The sequence below is a fragment of the Rouxiella badensis genome (assembly GCF_002093665.1).
Taxonomy (GTDB): Bacteria; Pseudomonadota; Gammaproteobacteria; order Enterobacterales; family Enterobacteriaceae; genus Rouxiella; species Rouxiella badensis.
This window is the reverse complement of the sequence record NZ_MRWE01000020.1, coordinates 39073-51583: the sequence shown is the minus strand read 5'-3', so window position 1 is coordinate 51583 and position 12511 is coordinate 39073. Positions and strand designations below refer to the sequence as shown.

General features: G+C 53.9%; 12 protein-coding genes. 3 read left to right on the top strand and 9 right to left on the bottom strand.

All coding sequences use genetic code 11. The annotated features are described in order from the left end of the window. Positions 1–37: 37 nt before the first annotated feature. The 8 genes from BS640_RS13140 to BS640_RS13105 all read right to left on the bottom strand — a co-directional run bounded on the left by BS640_RS13140 (position 38) and on the right by BS640_RS13105 (position 8696). Positions 38–1642 carry a GMC family oxidoreductase gene (locus tag BS640_RS13140; RefSeq protein ID WP_017491202.1) on the bottom strand — a complete coding sequence of 535 codons (1605 nt, stop codon included), beginning with the start codon at positions 1640–1642 and terminating at the stop codon, positions 38–40. Further along, complete coding sequence (locus BS640_RS13135; RefSeq protein ID WP_017491201.1) at positions 1635–2174, bottom strand: sugar dehydrogenase complex small subunit; 540 nt, start codon at positions 2172–2174, stop codon at positions 1635–1637. Before BS640_RS13135 ends, BS640_RS13140 begins: the two co-directional genes overlap by 8 nt. A 19-nt stretch (positions 2175–2193) precedes the next feature. Continuing rightward, entirely contained in the window at positions 2194–2661 is a 468-nt protein-coding gene (locus tag BS640_RS13130) for a GlcG/HbpS family heme-binding protein (RefSeq protein ID WP_017491200.1), read from the bottom strand. 489 nt (positions 2662–3150) lie between these two features. Next, positions 3151–4284, bottom strand: a complete 1134-nt coding sequence (locus BS640_RS13125; protein WP_084912718.1) for a M20 family metallopeptidase — start codon at positions 4282–4284, stop codon at positions 3151–3153. A gap of 48 nt (positions 4285–4332) precedes the next feature. Then, positions 4333–5418, bottom strand: coding sequence for a phosphotriesterase family protein (locus BS640_RS13120; protein WP_084912717.1), 1086 nt, complete (start codon positions 5416–5418; stop codon positions 4333–4335). A gap of 4 nt (positions 5419–5422) precedes the next feature. Beyond that, complete coding sequence (locus BS640_RS13115) at positions 5423–6421, bottom strand: ABC transporter permease (protein ID WP_026110439.1); 999 nt, start codon at positions 6419–6421, stop codon at positions 5423–5425. Positions 6422–6450: 29 nt separating this feature from the next. Then, positions 6451–7206, bottom strand: coding sequence for an ATP-binding cassette domain-containing protein (locus BS640_RS13110; RefSeq protein ID WP_162287588.1), 756 nt, complete (start codon positions 7204–7206; stop codon positions 6451–6453). Positions 7207–7673: 467 nt separating this feature from the next. Next, the gene (locus tag BS640_RS13105) at positions 7674–8696 is read right to left on the bottom strand and encodes a LacI family DNA-binding transcriptional regulator (protein WP_084912715.1); all 1023 of its coding nucleotides are present in this window, start codon (positions 8694–8696) and stop codon (positions 7674–7676) included. A gap of 439 nt (positions 8697–9135) precedes the next feature. On the opposite strand from BS640_RS13105, the gene BS640_RS13100 reads away from it, so the two are divergent. After that, entirely contained in the window at positions 9136–10041 is a 906-nt protein-coding gene (locus BS640_RS13100) for an ABC transporter substrate-binding protein (RefSeq protein WP_162287587.1), read from the top strand. A 33-nt stretch (positions 10042–10074) separates the two neighbouring features. Here the strand turns inward: BS640_RS13100 and BS640_RS13095 are convergent, their stop codons facing one another. Beyond that, complete coding sequence (locus BS640_RS13095) at positions 10075–10971, bottom strand: ribokinase (RefSeq protein WP_017491193.1); 897 nt, start codon at positions 10969–10971, stop codon at positions 10075–10077. A gap of 27 nt (positions 10972–10998) precedes the next feature. Between BS640_RS13095 and BS640_RS13090 the strand changes: the two genes are divergently transcribed. Continuing rightward, positions 10999–11841 carry a BtpA family protein gene (locus BS640_RS13090; RefSeq protein WP_017491192.1) on the top strand — a complete coding sequence of 281 codons (843 nt, stop codon included), beginning with the start codon at positions 10999–11001 and terminating at the stop codon, positions 11839–11841. A 3-nt stretch (positions 11842–11844) separates the two neighbouring features. After that, a complete protein-coding gene (locus BS640_RS13085; RefSeq protein WP_084912714.1) occupies positions 11845–12498 on the top strand; it encodes a TenA family protein in 654 nt (217 codons plus the stop codon). The last annotated feature ends 13 nt before the right edge of the window (positions 12499–12511 follow it).

The window sequence follows — 12511 nt, the reverse complement described above, 5'->3', positions numbered from 1 at the left end:
ATACCCCTCGGTGGGCTACCGCAGTCCCTTAGAAGAATCAGGCCAGGCTTTTCAGCACCGAGTCAGCCATGCGAAGCGCCAGCGCCGTACCGGTTAACGTCGAGTTAACGGTTGAGGCAGAAGGCATGATGCCGGTACCGGCGATAAACAGGTTCGGGTGATCATGCGTGCGGCAGTTTCCGTCAACCACCGAATCTTTAGGGTCGCTGCCCATAATCATCGTGCCAGTGATGTGCTGGTTGTTGTTGTAAACGCCACGTTTGCTGTAAACCACTTCGGTTCCGCCCATCGCTTCGGCAATCTTCTTGAAGTCAATCATCGACTGGTCATAGCCTTTGTTGACGTACTCAGGGAACTTGTAATACACCTCGAGACGTGGAATGCCCCATTCGTCTTTCTCGGTTTTGCTCGGCACAACGCGGTTTTCCGGCTCTGGCAGCATCTCCAGCAGGCAGTTCAGCAGCACGTAACGCGGTGCCTGATAGGCCAGCTTGTCGTTCAGCGCCTTGCCATAGTAACCCTGTTTCACCAGACGTTCGGTCAGCGTACGCACCGGTGAGGTGTTTGCCAGGTCGACGCGCAGCGCAGAGCGCTCACCGCGCCAATCGCCGTCACGCAGGTTGTTGATACTGCCCGGGCGCATTGGGCCACGGCCAAACCATACCGGCTCGTCGGCAAGGAACTCGACCGACGTGCCCGGGTGGTCCATCAGGTTACGACCCACCATGCCGGAGCTGTTGGCGATACCGTTTGGATATTTCTCGCTGGTGGAGATAAGCAGCAGTTTTGGACTTTCCAAACCGTTGGCGGTCAGAACGAAACGCTTGCCGGTGACCTTGTGGGTCTGTTTCTCTTTATCCAGATAATGGATAGCCACGATGTTGCCGCTGTCGTCAGCCTCAATTTTGTACACCACCGCGTTGGCGATGATGCGCACACCGGCCTCTACCGCTTTGCGCGCAGAGATACCGCCGTGATACTGGGCATCGATAGGGCAGACGGGCATGCAGTTGTTGTTACCGCAGCAGGCCGGGCGACCGTCGTAAGGAATACTGTTACGCGCCTGAGGACCGATACCGACCACGTAGCCCAATGAGGCAACGCGCTCTTTAATGCGCTCAAAACCGTATGACAGCGGGATACCCGGCAGCGGATAAGGCTGTGAACGCGGTGAGCCCAGGTCATCGTCGCCGGAGACACCCATCTGGATCTCGGCTTCCATGTAGTAAGGTTCAAGATCTTCGTAGCCGATGGGCCAGTCGCGACCGACGCCATAAAGGGTCTTGATTTTCATGTCGTTAGGCAGCAGGCGGAAGGCCTGACCCGCCCAGTGCCAGGTGGTGCCGCCGACGCCGCGCAGATACTGCGCCGCATACACGTCCGGACCTTTCTGGATAAGGTAGTTGTTATCTTTTGGCTGGAACTTAGGCTGTGGCGCCCAAGGTTTTGCCGGATACGGTTCGGTGAAGTCACCCTTAAGCGGAGACTGGCGGAACAGCTCTACCGCTTCATCACGCTTGAAGAAAGGACCTGAATCCAGCATCAGCACGGAGACACCAGCCTTGGCCATTTTCTCTGCGGCCAGTGAACCGGCAATACCGGCTCCGATGACGATAACGTCAGCGTTCAATGAATCAGCCATGGGTTGGCGCCTCGCTGTCAGGTTTGTGGATCCAGAAGTTCGGTTCGCCTACCGCGTAACTTGGGGGTAATAAGCTGTCTTTCACTAGTTCGTAACTCACAATATTTTCAAAACCGATACATACCTGGCTGCCCGGTTGACCGACCACGCCCAGATACCAGCCGTTGACCAGCTGCTGATAAAGTTGACCTAACGCCGCAGGCTGCTGCGCCAGAAGCTGATGCAGCGGGTCGCCTACCACGTCGCTGTGGGCGCTGAGCAGGGTCGCCAGCGCGTCGAGCTGAGCGTCTAGCTCGGCGTGATGCAACCAGCTGTAAAGCGCCTGACCCAGATGAGATTCGAGGTTGTCGACGGCCGTCAGCTTTTTGGAAAGCTGCATAAAGTTGTCTGGCATCGTAATGGCTGATGCCAGAGGTGGCGCGGCGTGCGCCAGAGTCCCGAACACACTGCTGCCCAGCAACTGGCTGCCGAGACCGACCGCAACAACGCTGGCAGTGCCGAAGACCATTCGGCGGCGTGAAAGATTGATCATGATTGTCTTCCGTTAGAGGTTATTTCAAAACGCTTGCGGCGGTTTCTGACGCCTGATTGTCAATATCCTGTTTTGGGGTACTCACGCCGACGGCTCCGACAACTTCACCAGACAGCGTCAGGGGGTAGCCGCCGCCGAGTGGAACGGCGTGCGGGATAGCCAGCACTGTCGTTTCGCCACCCTGCAGACGTTGCATAAATTTCAATGAAGGAGCGTGGTAGAGCGCCGAGGTGCGCGCTTTACCGATAGCGGCGTCTACGCAGCCAGCCGGAGAGTTATCCAGACGCTCAAACGCCAGCAGCTTGCCGTCGGCGTCAACCACCGCCACACAGCCGGTGCTGTGCTGTTGACCGATCGTCGCTTTAACGCTGCTAATCACCTGGCGCGCCTGCGCATTGTCGAGTTCAGGATGCACGGCGGCCAGAGCAGAAGTGGCCGTAAACATCAGGCCAGCGGTGCAAAATACAGAGAGAAGACTAGGTTTCATGATCGGTTCCAGTTTTAAAAAAATGAGCAAATGTAAAAAGGTATCGAAGCAAAGGGTTCACAAAACCCTAATTGTGACTGAGTTATTTTTAAATGTTTCGTGGATGTTAATTCACTTCTTTTCGTGGGTGAATAGATCGTTTCGCTGCGAAATTAATTATTTGTCACTGTTTTTCCACTAAAAACCCTAAAAATGGCCCGCAAAGCCTTGTGGGCATTGGGCTTATACATTTTGTGCTATTGCGAACCGTTTGATACGTTATCAGGTGGCGGGATCTAAAAATGTGAACTAAAAGACATTTTTTGTATGGGGTTTTAGTAAAGAGGCAGGGGATTGATACGGATAAAAAACTCAAAACTGTGATCGCCGTCACCCCTTAAAGCATGAGGCCTTCAGGCGATTTAGGCATCAGCAAGAGGGGATTGAAAATCTTCAACAAGAGACATTTTGACATCCTTTTTAAGCGCAATCCTTTTTGTTACCAAACTGTTACTTATTTAACCTTGTATTAAAATCCGCCAGCAGGGTCTGGTAAATGTCTACGCTCTCGAGCAAACGCTCCACCTTGCAATATTCATCGGTCTGATGCGCCATCGCCGGTTCGCCGGGGCCCAGAATGACGCAGGGCGGATTGCCGAGCGCGGCCAGCAGTACCGAGGCATCGGTAAAATAAGGCACAATACGCGGCGTAATGGGCTCAGAATGCCAGGGCTGGCACAGCGCAATGGTGCTCTGGATCCACGGATGCAGGCCGTCGGTGAGCACGGCAGGCAAGTCGATAAGCGGAGTTATTGTGACAGCGTCACTAAGGTGACGTTGTAACCTTTCGGTGAGGTAGTGGTGGTCAATGGTAGGGTCGGTACGTAGGTCAACGTCAAAGCTGGCGCGGTCTGGCACGGAGTTTATATTTAACCCACCGCGGATAACGCCGACGTTTAGCGTCGGTTTTTTCATCAGCGGATGCGGCGGGCCCGGTTCGAAGCCGCGTATTTTACCGACGGCATCCATCGCCAGATAAATCGCGTTGATGCCCAACTCGGGCATTGCGCCGTGCGCCGTTTTGCCGTGTGTTTCGCAGCGCAGCCACAAGGCACCTTTATGGCCGATGACCGGGTAATTGGCCGTCGATTCGCCGACGATCACCGCGGCGGGCTGCGGAAGCCTGATGTCTGGTGAGTCGATAAGCGCGCGTGCGCCATCGCAGCCGGTTTCCTCACCGCCGGTGAGCAGCAACACCACGCCCGCCTGGAGGTTATCTCGCTGTGCAAGACAGGCGACAATAAACGCCGCAATCGCCGCCTTCATATCGCTGCTGCCGCGGCCATAGAGTTTTCCATCAACGATATCACCGCCGAAAGGACTCTGCTGCCATGCGGCATTGCCCAGCGGCACGGTATCAAGATGACCGGAAAAAGCCAGCGGAGGCGTTTTATCCTTAGCGTTTAAATGGGCAATCAGGTTCATTCTGCTCTCGCCAAAGGCGTGAGTTGCTACTTCAAAGCCATGCTGTCGCAGGTACTCCGCGAGCCATAGCATACATTCCTGCTCGTTGCCGGGCGGGTTGATGGTGTCGAAGGCCAGCAGTTTTTGCGTCAGTTCGATGACCGAGAGGTCCGTCTGCATACATTTTCCTGCAATCATAAAGCGTAGGTTTCCCTGGTGTGAGCGAACCTACTGTTGACTAAAAACGCGCTGTGGATTACCCATCAGCAACTGCTCGAGCTGTTCACCGGTAACGCCATGACGGCGCAGGCGGGGAACAAAATGCTTGAGAATATAACCATAGCCGTGGCCGCCGAAGCGGGTCAGCATTGTTTTTAAAAACACGTCTTGAGAGAGTAAAACCTGTTGGATAAAACCCTCGTCGATAAGCTCGCGAATGGCGCGCGCATTCTCCTCGTCAGAGGGGGACTGGGCGCTTTCATCGGCGTAAAAATAGTTCATGCCAATCATATCGTATTCGAGAAATGCGCCGCGTTCGGCGAGGGTGCGCTGATAGTTTTTATCGGCAAAGCTCGGGTTCATGTGGCAAAGCACGGTGTGATGCAGGTCCGCACCTTCTTCGGCCAGAATATCCAATACTTTATGCCCCAATCGCTCCCAGCCGGGCAGATGCACCTCGAGGGGGACACCGGTTGCCGCATTGGCACGACCGGCCGCCCGCAGCGATTTTTGCTCATCGGCGGTAAAGGCGCTCGAGACGCCTATCTCGCCTATCAGACCGGCAATCACTTCCGGCTTGTCGTCAAACCCGCCGACGTCGTAGATTAGCAGATCGGTGAGCGTTTCCAGCGAATGGGTTTTGACATAGGCCGGGTGTGAGGGTTCGAGATAAAACCCGGTGCCCATCACAATATTCAACCCGGTCAGGCGTGAGATACGCTGTAGCGCCTTCGGGTCACGACCGATGCCGATATTGGTCGGGTCAATCACGCTTTGACCGCCCTGAGCCTTGAATTTCATCAGTTCTTCAATTGCCAGATCGACGTCAAAAAGCTGACAGTTATCGCGGCTAGCGAGCGGATTTAACGACAGTTCGCCGAGGTTCTCGATTTTAACCGGCATCTCGGCGATGTGGCGTTCGCTGCAACAGCACGGCGGTACCCACTTCCCTGAGGCATCGAGCAAAATATGTTCGTGCATCAAGGTCACGCCCAGGTCGCAAACCGGCATCGGGCCGAGAACGGTGCTGACATAGCCGCTGGTTACGCCGAGCGGATAGGGGTTGGCATGACGGAAAAGTGAACCTGAATTCATAGGACTATCCTTTGCTCGTTCGGGCGGGATTAAAGATACGGGTGTTCAGCCAGATGGCCAGCAGGATAATCAGACCAGTAGCAATCTGGGTATAAAACGGCGACATGTGCGAGAGGATTAGGCCATTTTGGATAACCGCAATCGACAGCGCGCCGAGCAGGGTGCCAATGATGGTACCGAATCCGCCAAACAGACTGGTGCTGCCGAGCACCACGGCGGCAATGACCTGTAACTCGAACCCTTCCCCTTGATTAGACGAGCCGCTGCCGAGGCGCGCGGTGATGATCATTCCGGCCAGCGCCGCCGACATGCCGCTCAACATGTAAACCCACAGCGTTATCGAGCGGGTGTTGACTCCGGCGCGGCGAACCCCTTCTGCGTTGGCACCCACGGCGGTGATATAGCGGCCAAATCGGGTGTGCGTCAGTAAAATGTGCCCAAAAAACAGCGCCAGTACGCCGAGAATGGCCGGAAGCGGCAGACCGAGCACCCAGGCGCGGCCCAGCCAGGTAAAGTCACTGCCTGCTGGAACAGGGATTGAATATCCCTGGGTCAGCAGCAGCGCGATGCCGCGAAAGACGGCGAGCGTTGCCAGCGTAACGATAAATGCCGGAATTCCCTCATAGGCTATGAAATATCCATTGATAGCGCCGATGACCGCACCGAGCGCCAGACCGGCAACAAGCACCACCGGCCATGGCCATCCCCAGTTATTTAGCGCTATCGCCGACAGCGCACCGACCAGCGCCAGCGTCGAACCCACCGAGAGATCGATACCGCCGGTGGTAATCACTAGCGTCATTGCTGCCGCCACAATCAGCAGCGGGGCGCTCTGGCGCAGAATGTTCAGCCAGTTGTAGTGGCTCATGAAATCGTCGGTGGCGAAGGTGAACGCCGCGCAGCAAAAGATAAAGAAAACCGCGATGCTGACTACGCCGGAATGGTTGTGCAGTATTCGGCGCGACAGCGAATGTTTAATCAGTCGTGGACTGGACATATTCACAATGCTCATGGATTTACCTTTTAGAAGACTCATTGGTGGACGATTTCACGCGCCGAATGTGCTTCAAATTTTTGCCCGACAATCAGATTCACAATGTCCGAAAGGCTAGTGTCCGCGATTTTCCTGTCGGCCACGTTGGTGCCTTCATACATCACCATGATACGGTCGCAGACCAGGAACAGGTCCTGCAAACGGTGGGTAATTAGGATCACGCTGACGCCACGCGCGCTTACGCGTTTCACCAATTCGAGCACCGCTTCCACCTCGGCGACCGCCAGTGCCGCCGTCGGTTCGTCCATAATCAACACCTTCGGCTCGAAGGCGGCGGCGCGTGCGATAGCGATCGCCTGCCGTTGCCCTCCGGACAGGTTGCGCACCAGCAGGCGCGTATCAGGAATGGAAATCCCCAGTCCCTTGAGCATCTCATGCGCCTGTTGGTGCATCTTTTTTTCATCAAGAAACGGGATGCCCAGCAGGCGAGTCTGCGGTTCCCGCCCCATAAACAGGTTACCCGCTACGTTGACCGTATCGCAGAGCGACAGGTCCTGATAGACCATCTCGATGTGACAGCGCCTGGCGTCGGCGGGGTTAGCAAAGCTGACCTCTTCGCCGTCGATGCGCAGTTTGCCGCTGCTCGGCACCACGGCACCGGCCAGTATTTTGGTTAAGGTTGATTTGCCCGCGCCATTATCGCCGACCAGCCCGAGCACTTCTCCCGGAGCCAGACTGAGATTAACGCCGCGCAGAGAGCGGATTGAACCGTAGGTTTTGGTGATGTTAATCATCTCCACCCGTGGCGGGCCTGACAGGTCTCTGGACATAAATCTGCTCCATCACAAAGGGACGGCGGGCGGCAGCCTGTGTCTTCATCAGGCTAAGTCCTGGATGCGCCGTTATTGGTCATTTCCGATTTTCCTCTCCTTGTAAACCGGTTTACCCAAATGACAAAAATAACGGCGAATCCGTTTTCCCGCTCAACCGATCAACAAAAAATTGAGTATGGATATCTGAGTCGCCGAAAATAAATTTGCACTAACCGTGCCAAGAGTTGAGTAAAAGTTAAGCGATGTGAGTAAGGTAAAGGGGCTTTTTTGTGTTAATTTTATGATTTATATATAAATTATTATTTTAATGAAATTCATCACGGCGGCTTAATTCAATTATCCTCCGGCAAAGGGCCACCATTTTTACTCTGCCCGAAAAGGACTTTTTGCTCTAAAAAGGGGCAAAGGCCCCAGATTGGGGCGCAAAATCAAGGTTTCGGCGGGTAAGCGGACACGGAGTCACGGGCTATCCATGCAACCGGAATTCTCGACACCGTATTCGGGCTTGCGTCGTCGTTTAAACGCTGTATCAGCGCTTCGACCGCTGTACGGCCCAGCTCCCGCGCCGACTGGCGGATGGTAGAGAGCCGCGGAGTAATTAGATCCGAGTAAATCGCGTCATCGAAACCTACCAAAGACAGTGAACCCGGCACGCTAAGCCCTCTGGCTCGCACCCCGTCGAGCAGCCCCAGCGCCAGATAATCGCTGGCAGCGAAGATGGCACTTGGCGGCGTCGGGAGGGCAAGCAGGGTATCAAGCGCCTGCCGACCAAACACCCGGTCGTAGTCACCGTACAGCACGAGCGCAGGGTCGTAGGCGATAGCACCTTTTGCCAGCGCCTGGCGATAGCCCTGATGGCGCTCACGTACGCTCATTAGCTCATCGGGACCCCCGACAAACGCTATCCGGCGATGCCCGGCATCGATAAGCGCCTGTGTCGCCAGTTCACCGCCATGAACGTTGTCTGAAAACACCTTTGGCACCTCGCAGCCGGGCACGTCTTCGTCAATCAGTACCACGTTACGCTGGTCCTTGAGTTCGGTATACAGTTGACCGTTATCGGGGCGGTTGGTGGTAAACAGCAGGCCGTCGACCTGTCGGGTGTCTAGCCAGCGAATAAACTGGCACTCTTTTTCCAGATTATTACGGGTGACGCACAGCACCAGGCTGTATTTATATTCGGACGCCGCCTCTTCTGCCGCGTCGGCAAGTTCGGCGAAGAAGGGGTTGGCAATATCCGGCAGCACCAGACCGATGGTTTCGCTACCGCCCATGCTTAAACGCCGGGCGAGGCTGTTGGCACGATAACCCAGCGTGTTAATGGCGTTTTCGATGCGCTGTACCGTCTGCTGCGGCAGCACAATGCTGTTGTTGAGGTAGCGTGAGACGGTGGCTTTTGACAGTCCCGCCATCTGCGCTACGTCAGATAATACTACCCGTTTATTGGCCATATGTTATCTCTGCTTTCCCGGCGGAAGGGCCTGTGTTAACAGGCTCATAGACACTATTCCTGATATCAGCATCAGCATATTACAAACTGCGGGCCGATACCGAATTTTACTTGTGCTGCGGCTAATGGACCGCAGTGGAAAAACACGCCGTTGAAATATTGTTCTTGACAATTTTTTGCCCGCGTTTAATTGTTATCGCCAGTTTACCCGCAGTATCGTTTTATCGAAACAGTGTCGTTTGGAACGTCGCTTTTCGTATTCTTCGCCCTACATTCTGATATCTGACCCGCCCAAAAAATTTCCTGACAGGCTAATGCCATTGGGAACTCACGCCTTATTTCTTCTCTGCATTTTTAAGGATGTCATTATGTTGACCCACACCGTCAAGAAAAGCAGCGTCTCTAAAACGACTAAAACGGCACGTTCAGTATTGGCCGTCATGACCCTGGGTTTATTATTTTCAAGTGCGGTATCGGCCAAGGAGGCACCGACTTATGCCATGGTGCAAATTAACCAGCAGGCGCTTTTCTTTAATCAAATGAATAAAGGTGCGGCAGATGAGGCGAAGAAAACCGGTGCAAAATTGGTCGTATATAACGCGAATAATAATCCCGTCTCACAGAATGATGCCATTGAGAACTATATTCAGCAGGGGGTGAAAGGAATTATGGTCGACGCGATTGACGTCAACGGAATCATGCCCGCTATCGCCGAGGCGGCCGTCAAAAACATCCCCGTTATTGCCATCGATGCCGTATTGCCTGCCGGACAACAAAAGGCCCAGGTCGGCGTGGATAATATTAAAGGCGGTGAGATTTTGGGTAATTTTTTTACCGATTACGTGAAGAAAGAAATGGGCGATAAAGCCAAGGTTGGGATTGTCGGCGCACTGAATTCAGCGATTCAAAACGATCGCCAAAAAGGCTTTGTGAATACTCTGCAAGGCCACAGTGGAATAAGCGTGGTGGGCGTGGTTGACGGACAAAACATTCAGGACAACGCACTGACTGCTGCGGAGAATCTGATCACCGGCAATCCCAATATGACCGCCATCTATGCCACCGGTGAACCGGCCTTGCTGGGGGCTATCGCCGCCGTAGAAAATCAGGGGCGTCAAAAAGAGATAAAAGTGTTTGGCTGGGATCTTACCGCGAAGGCGATTTCGGGAATCGATCAGGGTTACGTGGTGGCGGTGCTGCAACAGGACCCGTTAAACATGGGCGTTGAGGCGGTCAAAGCGCTAAACAAAGTCGTGGCCGGTCAAGCGGTTCCCAAGACAATCAACGTTCCGGCTACCGTGGTCACCAAGGCCAACGTCGATAAGTTTCGGCAGCAGTTTAAATAATAACTACCCACTGTTTGCGGGGAGTTTGCTGATTTAATTAAGCAGCTCGGCCAGCTCTTGTCGGGTAGGAAAGGCGCTGAGGGTGCCTATTCTGCCGATGGTGATGGCCGAAGCTTTCGCGGCACGCCGCATATCCTTTGCGGATATTGGCGATTGACCGCGCAGCGTGGAAGCAAGCATGACGGCCAGGAAGGTATCGCCTGCGCCGGTGGTATCGGCAACCTTTACCGGCGGTGCGGCAATGCGTTGCAGGCCCTGAGCGTTGAGCAACAGCGCGCCCTCGGCGCCCAGCGTAACAACAACCTGAGAAACACCGGTGTTAAGCAGCGCTTCGGCGGCAGGCAAGATTTCGTTTTCGCCGCTTAACAGCCGCACCTCAAGCTGATTGACGACCAATATATCCGTCAGCGGCAGAAGTTGCGCAAAGGCCCATTTTACCGGCGAGGGGTTGAAGACGGTGATTAATCCTTTTTTCCGCGCAAGGGCAAATACGGCTGCGGTTTTTTCAACGCTGAAGTTTCCCTGCTGTAATACCACATCTCCGGAGTTGGAAAATGACATTGCCTGATTAATGTCATCGAGAGATAAAACATTGGCAGCGGTGACGGTAGTGATATTGGCGTTATCACCATCGGCACAGTTTAATACCAGTGAAGTATCGGTACGACAGTCTCTGGGTGAGGAGGGAAATAATGCCAGATTTTCGCTGGCTATTTTCTCATGGCACCATTTTCCCTGGCTGTCATTGCCGACGGCGGCGATAAGCGTGGTTTTTATTCCACAGCGGGAAAGAATAATAGCCTGATTAGTGCCTTTTCCACCGAGGTCTTGATGCGTCTTGACGCCGTGGATTGAAGCACCTTTAGCCGGTAATTCATCGATAAGAAAAGTTTCGTCAACGCTAATATTACCTACCACGAAGACCTGCATGAAATATTCCTTTAGGAGAGTGAAGTCATGGCATCTATATCAGCAGAAAAAACCAGTGCGATACAAGAAATATTTTCAAGAAACAAAGCAATAATTGGCGTGGTTCACTGTGAGCCATTTCCCGGTTCACCAAATTATCGCGGAAAATCAATTAATCAAATAATGGATATTGCATTAAGCGATGCGCAGGCTTATTTGTCGGGCGGGGTTCATGGGTTGATTATTGAGAATCACGGGGATATTCCTTTTTCAAAACCTGAAGATATTGGTTATGAAACCGCAGCCTTTATGTCGGTGATTACCGACAGGGTTAAAACGGAGTTTGGGTGTCCGCTTGGTATTAACGTGCTGGCCAATGCGGCGATTCCTGCACTGGCTACCGCACTGGCCGGCGGTGCGGATTTTGTGCGCGTTAACCAGTGGGCCAACGCCTATATTGCCAACGAAGGTTTTATTGAAGGGGCGGCCGCGAAGGCCCTGCGTTATCGTTCGCAGCTGCGGGCCGAAAAGATCAAAGTCTTTGCAGACAGCCACGTGAAGCACGGTAGCCACGCGATTGTGGCCGACCGTACCATTACCGAATTAACGCGCGACGTCGATTTCTTTCAGGCGGATGCGGTGATTGCGACCGGACAACGCACCGGCGATAGCGCCACCCTGGACGAAATCGACGAGATAAGTGCGGCTACCTCGCTGCCGCTGTTGGTGGGTTCTGGCGTGACACCGGCCAATATCTGCCAAATTTTGCAGCGCACACAGGGGGTTATCGTCGCCAGTACCCTGAAATACGGCGGCGTATGGTGGAATCAGGTCGAACCGCAACGGGTTAAGCATTTTATGGCTGTGGCACAGGCCGAGCTGGGGGAATAAATCATGCCGCAACGGACAAGTTTTACCGAGCGCCTGCTGGCAGAAAATCAGGAACTCTGGCAGGGGATGCAGCAGCACCGTTTTGTGACCGATATTGAGCAGGGGGTCTTAACCGCCAGAATATTTAACCAGTATCTGGTTTTTGAAGGCGATTTTGTGGCAACCGCGATCAAGATTTTCTCGTATGCGGTCATCAAGGCGCCCGAGATTCGTCAGCAGCGGTGGTTGATTGGCGTGCTTGATGCATTGGCCAACGAGCAAATGGCCTATTTCGAGTGCGTAATGACTAAGCGAAACATCAGTTTAGACGGCTACAGACGCAGCTCGCCTGAGGTTTACCGCTTTAGTCAGGGTATGCTGCGCGCCGCAGAGACCGGCAGCTATGCCGAGATCCTCACGCTAATGTTTGCTGCCGAATGGATGTATTACCATTGGTGTGCGCGGGTGAGTCAGAACGAGATAGAGAGTCCTGATGTGAAAGATTGGGTGGCGATGCACGCAGAGGAAACCTTTATTAGCCAGGCCAACTGGTTAAAAATAGAGTTGGATTGCTGTGCTGAAAACATGCCGGAGCGAGAGAAAATTCAGCTCTCGGAGCTGTATGCGCAGGTGTTGCAGTGGGAAATTGATTTTCACAGTGCGGCTTACGAGGTGTAAATTGCGCCCCCGA

Bases quoted from the DNA above. Each gene is read 5' to 3' on its own strand.
- BS640_RS13125 (WP_084912718.1), bottom strand. From the start codon at position 4,284: ATGCAGACGGACCTCTCGGTCATCGAACTGACGCAAAAACTGCTGGCC.
- BS640_RS13130 (WP_017491200.1), bottom strand. From the start codon at position 2,661: ATGAAACCTAGTCTTCTCTCTGTATTTTGCACCGCTGGCCTGATGTTT.
- BS640_RS13100 (WP_162287587.1), top strand. From the start codon at position 9,136: ATGACCCTGGGTTTATTATTTTCAAGTGCGGTATCGGCCAAGGAGGCA.
- BS640_RS13135 (WP_017491201.1), bottom strand. From the start codon at position 2,174: ATGATCAATCTTTCACGCCGCCGAATGGTCTTCGGCACTGCCAGCGTT.
- BS640_RS13105 (WP_084912715.1), bottom strand. From the start codon at position 8,696: ATGGCCAATAAACGGGTAGTATTATCTGACGTAGCGCAGATGGCGGGA.
- BS640_RS13110 (WP_162287588.1), bottom strand. From the start codon at position 7,206: ATGATTAACATCACCAAAACCTACGGTTCAATCCGCTCTCTGCGCGGC.
- BS640_RS13120 (WP_084912717.1), bottom strand. From the start codon at position 5,418: ATGAATTCAGGTTCACTTTTCCGTCATGCCAACCCCTATCCGCTCGGC.
- BS640_RS13140 (WP_017491202.1), bottom strand. From the start codon at position 1,642: ATGGCTGATTCATTGAACGCTGACGTTATCGTCATCGGAGCCGGTATT.
- BS640_RS13090 (WP_017491192.1), top strand. From the start codon at position 10,999: ATGGCATCTATATCAGCAGAAAAAACCAGTGCGATACAAGAAATATTT.
- BS640_RS13085 (WP_084912714.1), top strand. From the start codon at position 11,845: ATGCCGCAACGGACAAGTTTTACCGAGCGCCTGCTGGCAGAAAATCAG.
- BS640_RS13095 (WP_017491193.1), bottom strand. From the start codon at position 10,971: ATGCAGGTCTTCGTGGTAGGTAATATTAGCGTTGACGAAACTTTTCTT.